Origin of the sequence: Streptomyces sp. NPDC048417, from assembly GCF_040651615.1 — a bacterium.
Classification (GTDB): domain Bacteria; phylum Actinomycetota; class Actinomycetes; order Streptomycetales; family Streptomycetaceae; genus Streptomyces.
Genome location: NZ_JBEZKI010000013.1, coordinates 221,905 through 241,116, shown reverse-complemented (window position 1 = coordinate 241,116; position 19,212 = coordinate 221,905). Strand labels below are relative to the sequence as shown.

Below are 19,212 nucleotides of genomic sequence, written 5' to 3'. Positions count from 1 at the left end.
CGCTTCGCATGATTTTCGCTGATCCCGCCCGGATCCTCCACAAGGAGGAGGAAGGGGACTGTCCGGGCGGGGTGTTACCCAACGAGGCCCCGTTCGGGGCCGGTTCTGCCGGGCCCCGGTGATCGCCCCGGAGGGGGCGAAACAGCAACTCCCGGTCAGCACCGAGGCGTTCGGAACGCGGTACGCCGGTGAGCGCGCGTCCTGGATCACACCGGGGCCCGCGCCTGGACCTCGGTGTGCCCTGCGGTGCCCGGGGTGGGAGATCATCGATGGGGTCCCCTGCCGCACACCCTGGAGCCCGCCCGGTGAAACTCCGCACCACCACGCCGCTGCTCGTCCCGCTGGCCCTGCTCGTCGGCTGCACCGGGGCCTCGGACGACGCCGGGCGCTGGCAGCCGAGGCCCGGGGTCACCTGGCAGTGGCAACTGAGCGGCCGTGTGGACACGTCCGTGCGGGCGGCGGTGTACGACATCGACGGCTTCGACCAGTCCAAGGCGACGGTCGGCACGCTGCACGGCAAGGGCCGCAAGGTCATCTGCTACCTCTCCACCGGCGCCTTCGAGGACTGGCGCCCCGACGCGAAGAAGTTCCCCGAGTCGGTGCTGGGGCGCGGCAACGGCTGGCAGGGCGAGCGCTGGCTGGACATCCGGCGTACGGACGTCCTGGAGCCGTTGCTGGCGGCCCGCTTCGACATGTGCAAGGACAAGGGCTTCGACGCGGTGGAGCCCGACAACATGGACGGCTACCGGAACCGCACGGGCTTCCCCCTCAAAGCCGCCGACCAGCTCCGCTACAACCGGCTCATCGCCCGGCTCGCCCACGACCGGGGCATGGCGGTGGGCCTGAAGAACGACCTGGACCAGATCCCGCAGCTGGTCGCCGACTTCGACTTCGCGGTCAACGAGCAGTGCGCCCAGTACGACGAGTGCGACGACCTGAAGCCGTTCGTCGAGGCGGACAAGGCCGTCTTCCACGTGGAGTACGAACTCCCGACGACCAGGTTCTGCGCACAGTCGCGCAAGCTGAGACTGAGCTCATTGGAGAAGAAGTACGAACTGGGGGTGTGGCGCAGAACCTGTTGAGGACGCTTCAGGGGCAGCGCCCCGTAAGGGGCGCGGGGCTAGCAGCGATGTGCGGCTCCGCCGTGTGGGCGCGACCGGCCACAACGCGGCCGCGGTCTGCGCGACGGCCTTCAGCCCCCCAGGGAAAACACCACGAGCGCTGTAGTCGCCGCCGTCTCGGCAAGCGCCCCGAACACATCCCCCGTCACCCCGCCGAACCGCCGCCGGCACAGCCGCAGCAGCACATCCGTCGCCGCCTCCGCCACCACCACCGCGAGCAACGCCCGCAGACTGTCGGCCGACCCCACCAGCGCCCCGGCCCCCGCCGCCACCACCATCACCGCGACCGTGACCGCCGACGCCCCCACCTTCGGCACCACCCCGGCCACCGCCGCCCCCAGCCCCTCCGGCCGGGCCGCGGGCACCCCCTCCACCGCGGCCAGGCTCATCGCCAGCCGGGCCACCGTGGCCGCGACGACCGCGGCCAGCATCCCGTGCTGCCACGAGCCGCCGTAGGCCTCGGCCAGCGCGGCCACCTGGCCGAGCAGTACGAGGACGAGCGTGATCACCCCGAACGGCCCGATGTCCGACTGCTTCATGATCCGCAGCGCTTCCTCGGCGGGCTTGCCGCTGCCCAGCCCGTCGGCGGTGTCGGCGAGCCCGTCCAGGTGCAGCCCCCGGGTGAGCACGGCCGGTACCGCGACCGCGGCGACCGCGGCCAGCAACGCGCTCGCCCCGGCCAGGACCAGCAGTGCGCCGACCGCGCCCGCGCAGAGCCCGACGGCGAGGCCGGCCAGCGGCGCGAGCAGCATGCCGCCCCGGGCGGCCTCGCGGTCCCAGCGGGTCACCTTCACGGGGAAGACGGTGAGCGTGCCGAAGGCGAAGCGGAGGCCGTCACGCCAGGGAGTCGCAGAGGTCGCAGCCACCGGCGCAGGTTACCCGGTGGTCAGGAGGGGCCCTGCCATGGCCAGGGATAAAGTGCGCACATGGGACATTGGCTGGAGCGGAACGTCATCGAGCCGGGCAAACTCCCCCTGTTGCTCGCTCTGACCGCCTTCGTCCTGACCTTTGTGATCACACGCGTCGTCACCCGGCTGATCCGCGCCGGAAAGGGCCCGTTCGGCGACGTGAAGGCCGGCGGGCTGCACATCCACCACGTGGTCCCCGGGGTCGTCCTCGTCGTCATCGGCGGTTTCGGCGCGGTCGCCGGCGGCCGGCAGGGCTTCGGGGCGGCCCTCGCCGCGATCGTCTTCGGCATCGGCGCGGGGCTCGTGCTCGACGAGTTCGCCCTGATCCTGCACCTCGACGACGTCTACTGGACCGAGGAGGGCCGACAGAGCGTCGAGGTCGTCGTCATCACCGCCGCGATGGTCGGGCTGCTGCTCGCCGGGTTCTCGCCGTTCGGCGTCAACGACATCTCGGCCGACGAACTCCAGGACCGGGGCGCCGTCGTCGCGAACATCGTGGCGAACTTCTTCTTCTCGCTCGTCGCCCTGAGCAAGGGCAAGGCCCGTCTCGCGATCTTCGGGGTGGTCGTCCCGTTCGTCGGCGTCGTCGGCGCGGTCCGCCTGGCCCGGCCCGGCTCGGCCTGGGCCCGCCGCTTCTACGGCAACCGCCCGCGCGCCCGGGCCAGGTCCGGGCTGCGCGCCTACCACCACGACCGCCGCTGGGCCCGGCTCAGCAGGACTCTTCAGGACTGGATCGGCGGCAAGCCCGACCGACCCGAACCGGCCCGGGTGCCCGGCCGCCGCTGACGCCACCGGCGCCGCAGCCGCCGCCCCACCGCAACCGCCGCGTACGCCGCCCCCACGCCGGCGATCGCGGCCAGGTGCTCCTTGCCGGCGAGGTTGTCCTTCAGCGCCACCTCGACCACTATCGCCGCCGCCACCGCGCCCGCGGTGACGTACGCGCCGTACTGCCGGCCCAGGACGACCGCGAGTCCGACGACGGCGGCCGAGGGACCGGTGTCCACCACCCAGGCGTCCGAGGCGGGCAGCCCCAGGGGGCTGTGCGGACCCAGTGCGATGCCGAGGCGGGCGTACAGCGTGCCGGCGAGGGTCGCGACGTACGCGACGGTCAGCGTCCGCCACCAGCCCAGGCACACCTCGGCGATGCCGAACACGACCAGGATCTGCACCAGCGCGCCCCACACCGGCAGGTCCAGCGCCGGTACGAACAGCGACAGGGGAGTGCGCAGCAGGGCCAGCCAGAGCGGGTCCGCGGCGCGCACACCCCCGATGTCCTGCACCGACCGATAGCCCCACGACTGGTTCTGGACGAACTGCAGCAGCGCCGTCAGCCACACCGCCGCGACCGCCATCGGCACCGCCCGCAGCCGCCGCTTCGCGAGCGCGCCCCGCACGGTGGCGTACAGGGGACCCCACTCGGCGCGGGCCCGGCGGGCGAGCGACTTCATGCGGTGGTCCTCACCGGCGGGAGGCCCGGTCCGTGTCCAGGTGCCGCCGGTGCAGCCACTTCGGCAGCACCGGCGTCTCCAGGAACCCCTCCGCACGAGCCGACGCGAGGCCGATGCGCGGCAGGTCCGCGCTCTTCTCGAAGAGCAGGAACCGGGGTTCCCAGATGGGCCGGTACTTGGCGTTGGCCCGGTACAGGGACTCGATCTGCCACCACCGGGAGAAGAAGCTCAGCAAGGACCTCCACAACCGCAGCACCGGCCCCGCGCCGAGACGCGCGCCACGCTCGAAGACCGACCGGAACATGGCGAAGTTGAGGGAGACCTGCGTGATCCGGATCTCTCCGGCGCGCCGCAGCAACTCGATGACCATGAACTCCATCAGCCCGTTGTCACAGTCCCGGTCCCGCCGCATCAGGTCGAGGGAGAGCCCGCCCGGCCCCCACGGCACGAACGACAGCAGCGCCCGCAACCGGCCCGCCCCGTCGGTGCACTCCAGCATCACGCACCGCCCGTCCCGCCCGTCCCCGAGCCGCCCCAGCGCCATGCTGAACCCGCGCTCGGTGGCGCCGTCCCGCCAGTCGTCGGCGCGCCGCAGAAGGTACGACATCTCGTCCGCGGGGATGTCCTCGTGCCGGCGGATCCGCACCGAGTAGCCCGACCGCCCGACCCGGTTGTGGGCCTGCCGGACGGTCCGCATGGCCCGCCCCTCCAGCGTGAACTCGGCGACCTCGACGATCGCCTCGTCACCCAGCTCCAGCGCGTCGAGCCCGTGTCGCGCATAGACGGTCCCGGCCTCCTCGCTCGCCCCCATCACCGCCGGGATCCACCCGTGCGCCCGCGCCTCGCTCAGCCACGGCACGATCGCCCCCGGCCAGGCCTCCGGATCCCCGATCGGATCCCCGGAGGCGAGCGACACCCCGCCGACCACCCGGTAGGCCACCGCCGCCTTCCCGGTCGGCGACCACACCACGCTCTTCTCCCGGCGCAACGCGAAGTACCCGAGCGAGTCCCGCTCGCCGTGCCGCTCCAGCAGCGCCCGCAGCCGCTTCTCGTCGTCCTCGGTGATCGGGTCGACGGCGCGGCGGGAGCGGAACGCGGCGTAGAGGACGGTGAGGACGAGGAGCGTGCTCAGCACGTTGACGGAGACGTTCACCCAGTTGGGTGGTGCGATGTACGGGAACCGGGAGGGGTCGGCGGCGACCGAGACCAGGCGCAGGGTGCCGTAGTGCCAGCGCTCAGCGAACGTCGAACGGGCGGCGTGCGGGGCCTGGTTGGTGACGGTCACGAGGAGGGCGGCGAGCAGTGAGGCGAGGAGGCCGCCGCCGACGGCCACGGTCGCGGCGAGCCGCGGGTTCGACCGGTCGCCCTTGGCGTAGAACTCCCGGCGGCCGGCGAGCAGCGCGCCCACGAAGGCGGCGGTCAGCGCGATCGAGATCCAGTTCTGGGGGTACCGCCGGATCTCCGGAAACGCCATGGCGAACGCGAACAGCGCGAGGAACAGCCCGCTGAGGACGAGGTTGAGGATCCAGGCGGCCCGCTTGCGGCGGCGCATCGTGATCGCGAGGAACGCGGTGAACACGCCGGAGGCGAAGCCGGCGGTCAGCAGGTACGGCGTGAAGAAGTCCTCCTGGTTGTGGCGCCGCACGTCCTGCCCCAACGACACCCACACCGCGCTGAGGAAGTTGACGAAGGCGACGGCCCGCAAGTACCACACGGCAAAGGCGGCGCCCCGCCGGGAAACCCCGCCGGCCCGCCGCCCCACCGCACGTCCACCACACCGTTCAACGGCAATTCGGGCATCTCCCATGGAGATGGATCATATGGGCGCCCCCACGACGAACACCGCCACACGCACGGACCTCGCCCCTCCGATACCACCCACCCCCGGGCCCACCCCCCTCTCCCGCCCCCGACCCCTCTTCCCCGCCGGTCTCTTCGGTCCCGCCGGCTCCGCTTGCCTGCCGCTCTTTTCCGTCTTCCGGCTCTGCTTGCCCGCGGCTCTCTTCCGTCTTCCGGATTCCGCCTGCCTGCGGGTTTCTTCGGTCCCGCCGGCCCCTCTTGCCCGCGGTCTCTTCCCTCATCCCGGCTCCGCTCGCCTGCCGGTCTCTTTCGTCCCCCCAGCCCCTCTTCCCCGCCGCTCTCTTCCTTCTCCCGGCTCCGCTTGCCCGCCGCCCTCTTCCGTCCCCCGGCTCCTCTTCCCCTCCGGTCTTTCTTTCCCGCCGCGACGGCGTTCGGCCGGGACGGCGCGGTTCGGCGGTGCCGGTGTGGCCTTGGCGTCGGCTTCTACTCCGCCGGCTTCTCCTCCGGCTCCTGCGACTCCGGATCCCGCGGCTTCTCCGGGAGTTCCGCGGCCAGGGCCGCCGCGGACTGGACCAGCGGTAGGGCGAGCAGCGCTCCCGCTCCCTCACCGACCGTCAGGCCCTGTTCCAGCAGCGGCTCCAGGGCCATCCGGTCCAGCGCCTTCGCCTGGCCCGGCTCCCCGCTGTCGTGGCCGGCCAGCCACCAGTCCGGTGCCCGGAACGCGATCCGCTGCGCGACCAGCGCACACGCGGCGGCCACCACCCCGTCCAGCACCACCGGCAGCTTCCGCACCGCCGCCTGCAACAGGAACCCGGTCATCGCCGCGAGGTCGGCCCCGCCGACCGTCGCCAGCAACTGCAACTGGTCCCCGAGCACCGGCCGCGCCCGCCGCAGCGCGTCCCGGATCGCCGCACACTTCCGCATCCACGCGAGGTCGTCGATGGCGAGCCCGCCCCGCCCGGTCACCACGGACGCGTCGGTTCCGCACAGCGCCGCGACGAGGACGCAGGCCGCCGTGGTCCCCCCGACGCTCACATCGCCGAGCACCACCAGATCGGTCCCGGAGTCGGCCTCCCCGTCGGCCAGCGCCGTCCCCGCCCGGAAGGCCGCCTCCGCCTCCTCCAGGGTCAGCGCGTCCTCGATGTCGATACGGCCGCTGCCCCGCCGCACCCGGTGCCCTGCGACCTCCGCGGGCAGCGTGTCCGGGTCGCAGTCCAGCGCCATGTCGACGATCCGCAGGGGCACTCCGAGCCGCCGGGCCAGCACCGCCACCGGGCTGGCCCCCTCCAGGATCGCCCGCACCAGCAGCCCGGCACTGCCCGCCGGCCGCGCGGACACGCCGAGTTCGGCGACGCCGTGGTCACCGGCGAAGAGCAGGACCCGCGGCCGTTCGACCGGCCGTACCGGCACGGAACCCTGTGCGGCGGCCAGCCACTCACCCAGGTCGTCGAGGCGTCCCAGCGACCCGGGCGGCACGATCAGCCGCTCCCGGCGCGCCTCCGCGTCACGGCGCACACCGCCGTCGGGGCGCTCGATCAGATCGGTGAAGTCGTCGAGATTAAGCGAGCTCATTCGCCGAACAGTACCGGCACCGAACTAACGGTTCGGTGCCAGATCGCCACCACACCCGCACGGCGTCTTGGCAGGCAAGATCGGTATCCCATACGTTCCGTTTTGCAGTGTATTGCGTACAGGGAGCACAGGGAGCCGCCCATGCCGCCCACACCCGAACTCCTCCCGGGCACCGACCGGTTCCACGAGCCGCGCCGCGAGGACTGCCCCTGGTGCGGTTCCAGACGCCTGCGCACCCGGCTGCGCACGTCCGACCTCCTCCATCACCGGCCCGGCACGTTCGCCGTCGACGAGTGCCGCGACTGCGCCCACGCCTTCCAGAACCCCCGGCTGACCGCGGAGGGCTTCACCCTCTACCACCGGGACTACTACGAGGGCCGTCTGGAGGACTACACCGACCGCCTGCTCGCGACCCGCGGCGGCCGCCGCCGGCACCGCGCCGCCGCCCGCGCGGTGCTGGCGCTGGCGGAGCCGGAGAGCTGGCTGGACGTCGGCACCGGCCACGCCCACTTCCCGCGCACGGCGAAGGAACTCTTCACGTACACGTCCTTCGACGGCCTGGACTCGACCCTGCGGGTGGCGTGGGCCCAGGCCGAAGGGCACATCGAGGAGGCCCACTGCGGCCACCTGACCGCACCGGAGGTCCTGGCCCGGCTGCGCGCCCGCTACGACGTCGTCAGCATGTTCCGGCACCTGGAACACGCCCCCGACCCGCGCGCCGAACTCCGCGCGGCGCTCGCGGCGCTGCGCCCCGGCGGGTACCTCCTGATCGACGTCGCGAACCCGCGCAGCGCCTTCGGCGCGCTCCTCGGCAGGTGGTGGGTCCCGTACGGCCAGCCCCGCCATCTGCATCTGGTGCCGCCGGCCAACCTGCGGGCCGAGTTGGAGTCCCAGGGCTGCGAGATCCTGACAGCCGACCGGAAGTCGCCCCACATCCCCTACGACATCTCGGCGGCGCTCACCCTGGTGCTGGGCCGGGTGCTGCCGAAGCGGGCGCTACGCGCGACGGCCCCACTGGTGGCCGTGGCAGCGGCCGTCGACCAGGCGTTGTCCCCGCTGCTGCGCCGCACACCTTTCTCCAACGGGTACCGGATCATCGCGAGAAAGGGGCGCTGACGGCCTGTTGCGCGGCCGCGGGTGGGTGGGGTCCGGTCGCGCAGTACCCCGCGCCCCTTACGGAGCCCGTCGTAGCCGCGGGCAGTCGTGCCGCTGGGGCGGCACTCTGTCGGCGCCGGTAAGCGACCCACCCCTGCCCCCCTATCGCAGCACCACCGCCTGCCCGGCCACCACCAGCACCACCTGCTCGCACTCGGCCGCGAACGCCGCGTTCAGCCTGCCCAGTTCGTCCCGGTACCGTCGCCCCGACGCCGTGGCCGGCACGATCCCCGACCCCACCTCGTTGGAGACGGCGACCACCGTCCGCCGCGTCGCCCGCACCCCCTCCGTCAGCTCCCGCACCCGCTCCCGCAGCGCCTTCTCCCCGCCCGACGCCCACTCCGTGTCGTCCCACGCCCCGACACAGTCCATCGCGTCCGTCAGCCACAGCGACAGACAGTCCACCAGCAACGGCGGCCCGTCCTGCGTCAGCAACGGCACCAGGTCGCACGTCTCCGTCGTACGCCACGACCCCGGCCGCCGCTCCCGGTGTACGGCGACCCGCTCCGCCCACTCGGTGTCCCCGCCGCGCGTCCCGCCCGTGGCGACGTACAGCACGTGGGGAAAGGACTCCAGCCGCCGTTCGGCCTCCACGGACTTCCCGGACCGCGCCCCGCCCAGCACCAGCGTCCGGCGCGGCACGTCGGGCACCTCCTCGTACACCCCCACCGTCAGCGTCGTACCGTCCGGCACCGCCCGCGCCCCGGCCGCCGCCAGCCGCCGCCGCGACTCCGGGCCCGGCGGCACGTCGTGGTCGAGATGGACGGCGACGACGTCGGTGGCCGGGCCCACCGCCCCCACCGCCCGCAGGCGCGCCAACGCGTCCGGGCGCCCCACGACGTCCAGGAGCGCCATGTCGTACGACTCCGTGCTCCCGCTCCCGTTCTCCAGCCCGGCCGGCGCGCCGCCCGGCGGCAGATACAGCAGCCGCTGCCCGTCGGTGCCGGTCACCGCGTACCCGGTACCGCCCGCGTCCATCGCCAGCGCCCGCACCCGGTGCCCGGTCAGCAGCGCCAGATCCCGGCCGTCCGGCACCCGCCCCGGCTGCGGCAGCCCGGCCGGCACCTCGACGGCGGGCCCGTCGTGCGGATGCGACAGCAGCACCTGCCGTACGCCGGTGAGGGACCGCCCGGCGCGTGCCGCCGCGAACGCCGCGCCCGGCGTCAGATCGAGCAGCAGCGTTCCGTCGACGAGCACCGCCGTGGCGGCCCGGACGTCCGCCCCGACGGCGCAGGCACAGGCCGCACAGGGACAGTCCGGGCGGGGCAGACCCGCGGGAGCACCGGTACCGAGCAAAGTCACTTCCACGGAACCGATTCTCACCCGTCCTCGCGGCCGACGCTGAGTTCAGCGCCCCTGAAAGGGGCGTGGGCCGTATCGACGTGCGGCACCGCCGCGTGGGCGCGACCAGCCCCTGCCGGGCCCGCACATGCCCCACAACCAGCGGAGTTTTTGTCGGCGTCCTTATACGATGCACCAGTTGGATCAAAGGAGGCCTACATGGCGGCATGGACGTGGCGGTTCGAGAAGGCCGACGGGACGGAGGTCCAGCCCGCGGTGGAGCCCGAGGAGTTCACCACCCAGGGCGACGCCGAGTCCTGGATCGGCGAGCAGTGGAAGGAACTGCTGGCCGGCGGCGCCGACCAGGTGCGGCTCTTCGAGGACGCCACCGAGATCTACGGCCCGATGAGCCTGCACGCTGACGAGTCCTGAGAGGTGGCGGTCAGGGGCGGCCCCGCGCGGGGCCGCCCCGCCGTCACTGCTCGCCCAGCGTCACCTCCACGGTCCGCTCGACGTCGTTCCGGCTGTACGTCACCGTCTTCTTCTGTCCCGGCCGGTCCACGGCGAGCGACTCGGCCAGTGAGGTGATGGTGGTGATGTCGTCGTCACCCACTCTGATGATGATGTCCCCGGGTCGGATGCCCGCCTTGTCGGCCGCGTCCCCCGGCTTCACCGTCACGACGGCCACCCCGGCGGGCTGGTAGTTCACGTCGACGACCGTGCGCCCGCTGATACCGAGCGCCGCCCGCCCCGAGTCGACGACCTTGCCCTGCTTGATGATCTGGTCGGCGACCGTCTTCACCATCGACCCCGGGATGGCGAACCCGATCCCGGGCGCCGCGCTGCCGCCCAGGTCGGGGTCGCTCGCGGCGAGCGTCGGGATGCCGATGACCTGGCCGTCCAGGTTGACCAGGGCGCCGCCGCTGTTGCCGGGGTTGATGGCGGCCGAGGTCTGCACCATGTTCGGGATGGTGGCGCCGGTGCCGCCGCCCTCCTGGTTCTCGCTGACGGTCCGTCCGGTCGCCGACACGATGCCCTCGGTGACGCTGGACGACAGCCCGAGGGGCGAGCCCATGGCGAGCGTGATCTGCCCGACCTCGACCTTCTCGGTGTCCCCGAAGGTGGCCGCCTTCAGCCCGCCGGGGACCTTGTCGAGCCTGATGACCGCCAGGTCCTGCTCGGGGTAGGAGTAGACGAGCGTCGCGGTGAGCGGTTCCTCGTTGTTGGCGGTCGTCACCTTGAACTTCTTCTCGCCCTGGACGACGTGCGCGTTGGTGACGATGTGCCCGTTGCCGTCGTAGACCACGCCGGAGCCCAGGTCTCTGCTGGCCTGGATCTGCACGACCGACGGCAGGACGTCCTTGATCACCTTCTGGTACTGGTTCTGCAGATCGGCCGCCGCCACGGGAACGGCCGCAGCCTGGGCGGCCTGGGCGGTCGAGCCGTCCTCGGCGGTGTCGCCGCCGAAGGCGGAACAGCCGGAGACGAGGGCGAGACAGCAGGAGCCGAGCGCGGCGGCCGTCCGGAAGGTCCGACGGGTACGGGAAGCGTCCATGCCCCCGAGTCTCGTGGCGGGGTGCCGGTCCGGCTCGTGCTGCTGACCCGAACGAGCAGCACGCGACGGTTCAGCCGCGGACCCCGCACAGATGCAGCAGCGCCGCGACCGCCCGGTACGGATCCGTCCGTCCGGCCCGCTCCTCCGCCGCCAGCAGCGTCTCCAGCCCTGCGGGCGGTTCGGCACCGTCCGCGGCCGTGTCCGTGAACACCCGTACGCCGTACCAGGAATGCAGTGGCGCACCGATGCCGGCGAGAGCGGCGGTGAGAGTGGTCAGCCGGTCGGCCCGCACCTCCAGGCCCAGCCGGTTGCGGTAGGAGACGGTGTCGAAGGCACCCATCGCCCCCGCCCAGTCCCCGCTCAGCCCCGGCCGCATGGCCAGCGCGTCGGCGTTGCGCACCAGCAGCGACAGCAGCCCGCCCGGGGCCAGCATCCGGGCCAGCCCGGCCAGCAGCGCGTCCGGCTCCTCGACGTACATCAGCACCCCGTGGCAGAGCACCACGTCGAAGCTGCCCGGCAGGAAGTGGACGCCGGTGTCCCGTCCGTCCCCCTCGACGATCCGCACCCGCTCGCGGATGCCCTCCGGCTCACCGGCCAGGGCCTCCCGCGCGGCCGCGACCATCGTCGGTTCCCGCTCGACGCCGGTCACCTGATGCCCGGCCCGGGCCAGCCGCAGCGCCTGCGTGCCCTGGCCCATCCCCACGTCGAGCACCCGCAGCCGCTGTCCGACCGGGAACCGCCCGGCTATCTGCTCGTCGAGCTGCCGGGCCACCAGCTCCTGTCGTACGACATCACGCAGACCGCCCAGCCTGGTCAGCCAGGCCTCCGCCGCACCCCCGGAGAAAGGCTCTGTGCTCAGGGCCGCTCTCCGCGCTTGACCTGCGGCTTGGGCAACCGGAGCCGGCGCATCTGGAGGGAGCGAAGCAGACCGTAGGCGACGGCGCCCTTCCGGTTCTGGTCCGGGAAGCGCTCGCCCAGCCGCTTGCGCATCCGCAGGCCGCTCACCGCCGCGTCGAGCACGATCAGCACGATCACGACCAGCCACAGCAGCAGCGCGATGTTCTTGATCGCCGCGTTGTTGACCACGCTCATCACCAGGATGATCACGGCCAGCGGCAGGAAGAACTCCGCCACGTTGAAACGCGAGTCGACCCAGTCGCGGGCGAACTTGCGGACCGGGCCCTTGTCACGGGCCGGCAGGTACCGCTCGTCGCCGGTGGCCAGCGCCTGGCGCTGCCGCTCCATGGCGGCACGCCGGTCATCACGCTGACGCTTGGTGGCGTCCTTGCGATTGGTCGGCGTGCTGGCCACGCTGCGGCGCTGGGTCTGGGCCTCACTGCGCTTGGGCGTGGGCCTGCCCTTGGGCGCCTGCGGGTCACGGGTCTGCTTGGAGTCGGTCACGGCCGCCTTGTCGGCGGGGGCCTTCTCTTCCTTGGCACGGCTACGGAACACAAAACCCAAGGGTACGGGGTAATCAAAAGGTGCGGGGCCGCAGGCCCCTCAAAATAAGGGCGGTGGTGGGCGACGGGCGGGTGTGGGCCCTAGTCCGGCGGGGAACGATCCCGCAACGTCAGTCGTCTCCAGAGGGGACAGAGGGGACGTTGCAGGCGGTTCGCTCGGGGGAGCACCTACTACCTGTGCCGGAGTGGAACTGTCCGCAGTCGTCCTTGGGGATGAGCGCATCGGTCCCCGAACAGTGCGGTAATGGAGGCAGGGCCCGTACTGTGGGTTCTGTCGCAGGATCTGTGAGCCGGAGTCCGTCAGAAGGGGGCGCGCGAAGCCCATGAGCGGTGTCATGAAGCGTATGGGGATGATCTTCCGCGCGAAGGCGAACAAGGCCCTGGACAGGGCCGAGGACCCGCGCGAGACCCTCGACTACTCGTACCAGAAGCAGCTTGAGCTGCTCCAGAAGGTGCGCCGCGGGGTGGCCGACGTCGCCACCTCCCGCAAGCGGCTCGAACTCCAGCTGAACCAGCTCCAGCAGCAGTCCACCAAGCTGGAGGACCAGGGCCGCAAGGCGCTCGCGCTCGGCCGCGAGGACCTCGCCCGCGAGGCGCTGTCCCGCCGCGCCGCCCTCCAGCAGCAGGTGACCGACCTGGAGACCCAGCACGCCACCCTCCAGGGCGAGGAGGAGAAGCTCACCCTCGCGGCCCAGCGCCTCCAGGCCAAGGTGGACGCCTTCCGTACGAAGAAGGAGACCATCAAGGCCACCTACACCGCCGCCCAGGCCCAGACCCGCATCGGCGAGGCCTTCTCCGGCATCTCCGAGGAGATGGGCGACGTCGGCCTCGCCATCCAGCGCGCCGAGGACAAGACGCAGCAGCTCCAGGCCCGCGCCGGCGCCATCGACGAACTGCTCGCCTCCGGTGCCCTCGACGACCCGACCGGCATGGCCAAGGACGACATCGCCGCCGAGCTGGACCGCCTCTCCGGTGGTACGGATGTAGAGCTGGAGCTGCAGCGCATGAAGGCCGAGCTCGCCGGAGGTTCGCCCCAGCAGGCGATCGAGGGCGGCAGCGGCCAGGGCCAGCAGTCGCAGCAGCCGCAGGACACCCCGCGCTTCGACAAGCAGTAGCCGACGCCTGGAGGGCGACATGGCCGACATGGTCGTAAGGATCATGGGGGAGGGCCAGGTGAGGCTGGCCGACAGCCACCTCACCGAACTGAACAAGCTGGACGACGACCTCCTGGCGGAGACGGAGTCCGGCGACGAGGCGGCCTTCCGCCGCACTCTGACCGCCCTCCTGGACAAGGTCCGAGAAGTCGGCACCCCCCTCCCGGACGACGCCCTGGAACCCTCGGACCTGATCCTTCCCTCCCCGGACGCCACCCTGGAGGAGGTCCGGGCGCTGCTGAGGGACGACGGCCTGATCCCGGGCTGACGTTCACACCGTCAGCCCGTCCGGCGTTCGAGGACGAGGCCGTTCAGGCCGAAGCGGGGTCTGGGGGCGCAGCCCCCCAGGGGCGGTGCCGGCGGCGGCCCGAACCGACGGTTCCGGCCCGCACGAACCAGCCGTACTGTTCAGATCGTGAGCCCCTTCGAGAGAGCCCGCTGCAGAGTCGGCGCCCATCCACTCGCCGTGGACGCGGTCATCGCCGCGGGCGCCCTCGTGTGCATGGTCGTCAGCTCTTTCGCCGTCCCGCACGGCGCGCACGGCGTCGCCTGGGGCATCCGCACCCCGGACCCCCTCAGCCTGGTCCTGATGACGCTCGCCGCCGTCGCCCTGGTCTTCCGCCGGCACGCCCCGAAGACGGTCCTGGCGGTCACCGGCGCGGCCTCCGTCGTCGAATGCGTCACCGGCGACCCCCGCGCCCCCGTCGCGATGGCGGCCGTCGTCGCCCTCTTCACCGTCGCCGCCACCACCGACCGCCGTACCACCCTGCGGGCCGGCCTGCTCACCATGACCGTGCTGACCACCGCCGCGATGGCCGCCGGCCCCCTCCCGTGGTACGCCCAGGAGAACCTCGCGATCTTCGCCTGGACCGGCATCGGAGCCACCGCCGGGGACGCGGTGCGCAGCCGGCGGGCCGTCGTCCAGGCCATCCGGGAGCGCGCCGAACGCGCCGAGCGGACCCGCGAGGAGGAGGCCCGCCGCCGGGTCGCCGAGGAGCGCCTGCGCATCGCCCGTGACCTGCACGACGTCGTCGCCCACCACATCGCCCTGGTCAACGTGCAGGCGGGGGTGGCCGCACACGTCATGGACAAGCGGCCCGACCAGGCCAAGGAGGCCCTCGCCCACGTCCGCGAGGCCAGCCGCTCCGCGCTCAACGAACTGCGCGCGACCGTCGGCCTGCTCCGGCAGTCCGGCGACCCCGAGGCCCCCACCGAACCCGCCCCCGGCCTGCACCGCCTCGAAGAGCTCGCCGACACCTTCCGCAACGCCGGCCTCCAGGTCGAGGTGGCCCGCGCCGACCAGGGCACCACCCTGCCCGCCGCCGTCGACCTGGCCGCCTACCGGATCATCCAGGAGGCCCTGACCAACGTGCAGAAGCACGCGGGACCCGAGGCCAAGGCCGAGGTCAGCGTCGTACGCGTCGGACCGCGCATCGAGGTCACCGTCCTCGACAACGGCTCCGGCGAGGGCAGCGCCCCCGAGGAGGGCGGCGGCCACGGCCTGCTCGGCATGCGCGAGCGCGTCACCGCCCTGCGCGGCACCCTCACCACCGGCCCCCGCTACGGCGGCGGCTTCCGGGTCCATGCGATCCTGCCGGTCAAGACCGACACCGACGACCGTACGAACGACCGAACGGCCGCCCTGGGGGATTCCGTATGACGATCCGTGTCCTGCTCGCCGACGACCAGGCCCTGCTGCGCAGCGCGTTCCGCGTACTCGTCGACTCCGAGCCGGACATGGAGGTGGTCGGCGAGGCCTCCGACGGCGCCGAGGCGGTGCGGCTCGCCCGGGAGACCCGGGCCGACGTCGTCCTGATGGACATCCGGATGCCGGGCACGGACGGACTGGCCGCCACCCGGCTGATCAGCGAGGACCCGTCCCTCGACCGGGTCCGGGTGGTCATCCTGACGACCTTCGAGGTCGACGACTACGTCGTGCAGGCGCTGCGCGCCGGCGCCTCCGGCTTTCTCGGCAAGGGCAGCGAACCCGAGGAACTCCTGAGCGCCATCCGGGTCGCCGCCGGCGGCGAGGCGCTGCTCTCCCCGACCGCCACCAAGGGGCTGATCGCCCGCTTCCTCGCCCAGGGCGACGCCGGCGCCGACGGCCGCGACCCGGCCCGCGCCGAGCGGCTCGACGCGCTCACCTCACGCGAGCGCGAGGTGCTGGTCCAGGTCGCCGGCGGGCACTCCAACGACGAGATCGCCGAACGCCTGGAGGTCAGCCCGCTGACCGTGAAGACGCACGTCAACCGGGCCATGGCCAAGCTGGGCGCCCGGGACCGGGCACAGCTCGTGGTGATCGCTTACGAGTCGGGGCTGGTCCGTCCGAGGATGGAGTGACCTCCACCCGGGCGTACTGCGGCGGGAGTAGGAGCCGGATAAAGGACGGCACCCAGGACCTACGTGAGCAGGGCGGCGCATGGGTCAGGGTGGTGGGGTGGGCGCTCACAGGTGCCCCCTGTGCCGTACCTTCGCCGCTCATTCGCAGCTCACAGCAGCTCCGCTCACAGCAGCTCACCGAAAAGAGACCCTGACCCATGTCCTGGCTGTCCCGATTCAGCCTCGCGCAGCGGGCCCTGATAGGCCTCATGTCACTGATCGCGCTCGCCTTCGGGGCGATCGCCATCCCCCAGATCAAGCAGCAGCTGCTGCCCACCATCTCCCTGCCCATGGTGTCGGTCATCGCCCCCTACCAGGGAGCGGCCCCCGACGTCGTCGAGAAGCAGGTCATCGAGCCCGTCGAGAACAACCTCGAAGGCGTCGACGGGATCACCGGCGTCACCTCCACCGCGAGCGAGGGCAACGCCGTGATCATGGCGTCCTTCGACTACGGCAGCGACACCAAGCAGCTGGTGGCCGACGTCCAGCTGGCCGTCAACCGCGCCCAGCTCCCGGACGACGTCGACCCGCAGGTCATCGCCGGCTCCACGGACGACATGCCGACCGTGGTCCTCGCCGCCTCCTCCGGCAAGGACCAGCAGGCCCTCGCCGACCAGCTCGACAAGACGGTCGTCCCGGACCTGAAGGACATCGACGGCGTCGGCCGCGTCCAGGTCACCGGCGTGCGGGACCTCCAGGTCACCGTCACCCCGAGCCAGGCGAAGCTGGCCGAGGCGGGTCTCACCCCGGCCGTGGTCGCCCAGACGCTCCAGGCGGCCGGCGCGACCGTGCCGGCGGGCTCCTTCGACGAGGACGGCGCCAACCGCACCGTCCAGGTCGGCGGCGGACTCACCTCGCTGGGGCAGATCAAGAACCTGATGGTCACCGGAGAGGGCGTCAAGAAGCCCGTGCGCCTCGGTGACGTGGCCTCGGTCAGGGAGCAGGAGGCCCCGGCGGACTCGATCACCCGCACCGACGGCCGCCCCAGCCTCGCCGTGAACGTCACCATGGACCACGACGGCAGCGCCGTCTCCATCTCGAACGCGGTCAAGGACAAGCTGCCCGAGCTGCGTCAGGACCTCGGCTCCGACGCCACCCTCATGGTCGTCAGCGACCAGGGCCCGGCGGTCTCCAAGTCCATCAAGGGCCTCACCACCGAGGGCGCCCTCGGCCTGGCGTTCGCGGTCCTGATCATCCTGGTCTTCCTGGCCTCGATCCGCTCGACGCTGGTGACGGCCGTCTCCATCCCGCTGTCGGTGGTCCTCGCGCTCATCGTCCTGTGGACCCGCGGTCTCTCCCTCAACATGCTCACGCTCGGTGCGCTCACCATCGCCGTCGGCCGGGTCGTCGACGACTCGATCGTGGTCCTGGAGAACATCAAGCGCCACCTCGGCTACGGCGAGGAGCGCCAGGCCGCCATCCTCGGCGCGGTCCGCGAGGTGGCCGGCGCGGTCACCGCCTCCACCCTCACCACGGTCGCCGTCTTCCTGCCGATCGGCTTGGTCGGGGGCATGGTGGGTGCCCTCTTCGGCTCGTTCAGCATCACCGTGACGGCCGCGCTGCTGGCCTCCCTGCTGGTCTCGCTGACGGTCGTACCGGTGCTGTCGTACTGGTTCCTGCGCGCCCCGAAGGGCACCCCCGAGGACGCCGAGGAAGCCCGCCGCAAGGCCGAGGCGAAGGAGGCCGACAGCAGGCTCCAGCGCGCCTACGTCCCCGTCCTGCGCTTCGCGACCCGGCGCCGCCTCACCAGCGTGCTGCTCGCGATCGTGGTCCTGGTCCTCACGTTCGGCATGTCCGGGCTGCTGAAGACCAACTTCTTCGACCAGGGCGACCAGGAGGTCCTCACCGTCAAGCAGGAGCTGAAGCCGGGCACCAGCCTGGCGGCGACCGACGCGCAGGCGAAGAAGGTCGAGAAGCTGCTCGCCTCCGTCGACGGGGTGAAGGACTACCAGGTCACGGTCGGCTCGTCCGGATTCATGGCGGCCTTCGGCGGCGGCACGGACACCAACCAGGCGTCGTACTCGGTGATGCTGGACGACTCGAAGTCGTACGACAGGGTCCAGAACGCCATCGAGGACGGCCTGCACAAGCTGCCGGGCATCGGTACGACCACGGTGTCCGCCGGTGACGGCTTCGGCAGCCAGGACCTGAGCGTCGTCGTGAAGGCGGCCGACGGGAACGTGCTGCGCACGGCCTCGGAGCAGGTCCGGGCCGCGGTCGCCCAGCTGGACGACGTCACCGACGTCACCAGCGACCTCTCCCAGAGCGTGCCGCGCATCTCGGTGAAGGCCAACTCCAAGGCCGCGGCGGCCGGGTTCGACGACCAGACGCTGGGCGCCGCCGTCACCCAGGCGGTCAAGGGCACCACGGCCGCGAAGGCGGTCCTCGACGACACCGAGCGGGACGTCGTCGTCAAGTCGGCGAAGCCGGCCGAGACCCTCGCACAGCTGCGCGCCCTCAAGCTGGGCCCGGTGAAGCTGGGCGACATCGCCACCGTGAAGCTGGTGGACGGGCCGGTGTCGATGACCCGTATCGACGGCCAGCGTGCCGCGACCGTCTCCGCGAAGCCGACCGGTGACAACACCGGCGCGGTCAGCAGCCAACTCCGGTCCAAGATCAAGGCGTTGAAGCTCCCGGCAGGCGCGACGGCCTCGATCGGCGGCGTCACCTCGGACCAGGACAGCGCGTTCAGGAACCTGGGCCTGGCGATGCTCGCGGCGATCGCGATCGTCTTCATGGTGTTGGTCGGGACCTTCCGGTCGCTCGTCCAGCCGCTGATCCTGCTGGTCTCCATCCCGTTCGCGGCGACCGGCGCGATCGGCCTGCTGATCGTCACGGGCACCCCGATGGGCGTCCCCGCGATGATCGGCATGCTGATGCTGATCGGCATCGTGGTGACCAACGCGATCGTGCTGATCGACCTCATCAACCAGTACCGGCGCCAGGGTCACGGCGTGGTCGAAGCGGTGATCGAGGGTGGCCGGCACCGGCTCCGCCCGATCCTGATGACCGCCCTGGCGACCATCTTCGCCCTCCTCCCGATGGCGCTCGGCGTCACCGGCGAGGGCGGCTTCATCGCCCAGCCGCTGGCGGTGGTCGTGATCGGCGGTCTGATCACCTCCACGCTGCTCACCCTGCTGCTGGTGCCGACGCTGTACGCGATGCTCGAACTCCGCAAGGAGCGCCGGGCGCACAAGCGCGCGGCGAAGAAGGGGCAGGGCCCCGCGGAACCGGTGCGCCCCGCCGAGGAACCGGAGCCCGCGGCCGTGTGACGGTCCCGAGGGCGTGCGGTCGGTCCATGGCCGTGCGGTCGGTCCATGGCCGTGCGGTCAGTCCACGGCCGTGCGGTCAGTCCGTGGCCGTGCGGTCAGTCCGTGGC

General features: G+C 72.2%; 17 protein-coding genes. 9 read left to right on the top strand and 8 right to left on the bottom strand.

The features are described from left to right. Positions 1–269 precede the first annotated feature (269 nt). Entirely contained in the window at positions 270–1,082 is an 813-nt protein-coding gene (locus AB0D59_RS22015; protein WP_362567748.1) for an endo alpha-1,4 polygalactosaminidase, read from the top strand. 110 nt (positions 1,083–1,192) lie between these two features. On the opposite strand, the gene AB0D59_RS22010 is transcribed toward AB0D59_RS22015, so the two are convergent. Then, positions 1,193–1,987 (bottom strand): adenosylcobinamide-GDP ribazoletransferase, encoded by a 795-nt coding sequence (locus AB0D59_RS22010; RefSeq protein ID WP_362567745.1) that lies wholly within the window; start codon positions 1,985–1,987, stop codon positions 1,193–1,195. A gap of 60 nt (positions 1,988–2,047) precedes the next feature. Between AB0D59_RS22010 and AB0D59_RS22005 the strand changes: the two genes are divergently transcribed. Beyond that, on the top strand, positions 2,048–2,815 hold the full coding sequence (locus tag AB0D59_RS22005; RefSeq protein ID WP_362567742.1) for a hypothetical protein: 768 nt from the start codon (positions 2,048–2,050) through the stop codon (positions 2,813–2,815). Here the strand turns inward: AB0D59_RS22005 and AB0D59_RS22000 are convergent. The 3 genes from AB0D59_RS22000 to cobT all read right to left on the bottom strand — a co-directional run bounded on the left by AB0D59_RS22000 (position 2,752) and on the right by cobT (position 6,849). Next, positions 2,752–3,477 carry a hypothetical protein gene (locus AB0D59_RS22000; protein ID WP_362567739.1) on the bottom strand — a complete coding sequence of 242 codons (726 nt, stop codon included), beginning with the start codon at positions 3,475–3,477 and terminating at the stop codon, positions 2,752–2,754. The genes AB0D59_RS22005 and AB0D59_RS22000 overlap by 64 nt on opposite strands. 10 nt (positions 3,478–3,487) lie before the next feature. Next, complete coding sequence (locus AB0D59_RS21995) at positions 3,488–5,284, bottom strand: phosphatidylglycerol lysyltransferase domain-containing protein (protein ID WP_362567736.1); 1,797 nt, start codon at positions 5,282–5,284, stop codon at positions 3,488–3,490. Between the two features lie 476 nt (positions 5,285–5,760). Further along, a complete protein-coding gene (gene cobT, locus AB0D59_RS21990) occupies positions 5,761–6,849 on the bottom strand; it encodes a nicotinate-nucleotide--dimethylbenzimidazole phosphoribosyltransferase (RefSeq protein WP_362567733.1) in 1,089 nt (362 codons plus the stop codon). 141 nt (positions 6,850–6,990) lie between these two features. Between cobT and AB0D59_RS21985 the strand changes: the two genes are divergently transcribed. Continuing rightward, positions 6,991–7,965 carry a class I SAM-dependent methyltransferase gene (locus AB0D59_RS21985; protein ID WP_362567730.1) on the top strand — a complete coding sequence of 325 codons (975 nt, stop codon included), beginning with the start codon at positions 6,991–6,993 and terminating at the stop codon, positions 7,963–7,965. A gap of 141 nt (positions 7,966–8,106) precedes the next feature. On the opposite strand, the gene AB0D59_RS21980 is transcribed toward AB0D59_RS21985, so the two are convergent. Further along, entirely contained in the window at positions 8,107–9,312 is a 1,206-nt protein-coding gene (locus AB0D59_RS21980; RefSeq protein ID WP_362567728.1) for a bifunctional adenosylcobinamide kinase/adenosylcobinamide-phosphate guanylyltransferase, read from the bottom strand. 192 nt (positions 9,313–9,504) lie between these two features. Between AB0D59_RS21980 and AB0D59_RS21975 the strand changes: the two genes are divergently transcribed. Beyond that, positions 9,505–9,717: a hypothetical protein gene (locus AB0D59_RS21975; RefSeq protein WP_362567725.1), complete on the top strand. Its 213-nt coding sequence runs from the start codon at positions 9,505–9,507 to the stop codon at positions 9,715–9,717. A 43-nt stretch (positions 9,718–9,760) separates the two neighbouring features. Here the strand turns inward: AB0D59_RS21975 and AB0D59_RS21970 are convergent, their stop codons facing one another. The 3 genes from AB0D59_RS21970 to AB0D59_RS21960 all read right to left on the bottom strand — a co-directional run bounded on the left by AB0D59_RS21970 (position 9,761) and on the right by AB0D59_RS21960 (position 12,292). Continuing rightward, complete coding sequence (locus tag AB0D59_RS21970; protein WP_362567723.1) at positions 9,761–10,840, bottom strand: trypsin-like peptidase domain-containing protein; 1,080 nt, start codon at positions 10,838–10,840, stop codon at positions 9,761–9,763. A gap of 70 nt (positions 10,841–10,910) precedes the next feature. Next, complete coding sequence (locus tag AB0D59_RS21965) at positions 10,911–11,612, bottom strand: methyltransferase domain-containing protein (RefSeq protein WP_362567721.1); 702 nt, start codon at positions 11,610–11,612, stop codon at positions 10,911–10,913. Positions 11,613–11,695: 83 nt separating this feature from the next. After that, the gene (locus AB0D59_RS21960; protein WP_362567718.1) at positions 11,696–12,292 is read right to left on the bottom strand and encodes a DUF3043 domain-containing protein; all 597 of its coding nucleotides are present in this window, start codon (positions 12,290–12,292) and stop codon (positions 11,696–11,698) included. Between the two features lie 331 nt (positions 12,293–12,623). On the opposite strand from AB0D59_RS21960, the gene AB0D59_RS21955 reads away from it, so the two are divergent. From AB0D59_RS21955 to AB0D59_RS21935, 5 genes are all read left to right on the top strand, one after another. Beyond that, positions 12,624–13,415 (top strand): PspA/IM30 family protein, encoded by a 792-nt coding sequence (locus tag AB0D59_RS21955; RefSeq protein WP_362567715.1) that lies wholly within the window; start codon positions 12,624–12,626, stop codon positions 13,413–13,415. Between the two features lie 28 nt (positions 13,416–13,443). Then, positions 13,444–13,722: a hypothetical protein gene (locus AB0D59_RS21950; RefSeq protein ID WP_362567885.1), complete on the top strand. Its 279-nt coding sequence runs from the start codon at positions 13,444–13,446 to the stop codon at positions 13,720–13,722. Between the two features lie 147 nt (positions 13,723–13,869). Further along, positions 13,870–15,114: a histidine kinase gene (locus AB0D59_RS21945; RefSeq protein ID WP_362567712.1), complete on the top strand. Its 1,245-nt coding sequence runs from the start codon at positions 13,870–13,872 to the stop codon at positions 15,112–15,114. Continuing rightward, a complete protein-coding gene (locus AB0D59_RS21940) occupies positions 15,111–15,794 on the top strand; it encodes a response regulator transcription factor (protein ID WP_362567709.1) in 684 nt (227 codons plus the stop codon). Before AB0D59_RS21945 ends, AB0D59_RS21940 begins: the two co-directional genes overlap by 4 nt. Before the next feature lie 197 nt (positions 15,795–15,991). Continuing rightward, positions 15,992–19,105: an efflux RND transporter permease subunit gene (locus AB0D59_RS21935; RefSeq protein ID WP_362567707.1), complete on the top strand. Its 3,114-nt coding sequence runs from the start codon at positions 15,992–15,994 to the stop codon at positions 19,103–19,105. Positions 19,106–19,212: the final 107 nt, after the last annotated feature.

Coding starts and splice junctions, on each gene's coding strand:
- AB0D59_RS21995 (WP_362567736.1), bottom strand. CDS start 5,284: ATGGGAGATGCCCGAATTGCCGTTGAACGGTGTGGTGGACGTGCGGTG.
- AB0D59_RS21940 (WP_362567709.1), top strand. CDS start 15,111: ATGACGATCCGTGTCCTGCTCGCCGACGACCAGGCCCTGCTGCGCAGC.
- AB0D59_RS21970 (WP_362567723.1), bottom strand. CDS start 10,840: ATGGACGCTTCCCGTACCCGTCGGACCTTCCGGACGGCCGCCGCGCTC.
- AB0D59_RS22005 (WP_362567742.1), top strand. CDS start 2,048: ATGGGACATTGGCTGGAGCGGAACGTCATCGAGCCGGGCAAACTCCCC.
- AB0D59_RS21935 (WP_362567707.1), top strand. CDS start 15,992: ATGTCCTGGCTGTCCCGATTCAGCCTCGCGCAGCGGGCCCTGATAGGC.
- AB0D59_RS22015 (WP_362567748.1), top strand. CDS start 270: ATGGGGTCCCCTGCCGCACACCCTGGAGCCCGCCCGGTGAAACTCCGC.
- AB0D59_RS21975 (WP_362567725.1), top strand. CDS start 9,505: ATGGCGGCATGGACGTGGCGGTTCGAGAAGGCCGACGGGACGGAGGTC.
- AB0D59_RS21955 (WP_362567715.1), top strand. CDS start 12,624: ATGAGCGGTGTCATGAAGCGTATGGGGATGATCTTCCGCGCGAAGGCG.
- cobT (WP_362567733.1), bottom strand. CDS start 6,849: ATGAGCTCGCTTAATCTCGACGACTTCACCGATCTGATCGAGCGCCCC.
- AB0D59_RS21985 (WP_362567730.1), top strand. CDS start 6,991: ATGCCGCCCACACCCGAACTCCTCCCGGGCACCGACCGGTTCCACGAG.
- AB0D59_RS21950 (WP_362567885.1), top strand. CDS start 13,444: ATGGTCGTAAGGATCATGGGGGAGGGCCAGGTGAGGCTGGCCGACAGC.
- AB0D59_RS22000 (WP_362567739.1), bottom strand. CDS start 3,477: ATGAAGTCGCTCGCCCGCCGGGCCCGCGCCGAGTGGGGTCCCCTGTAC.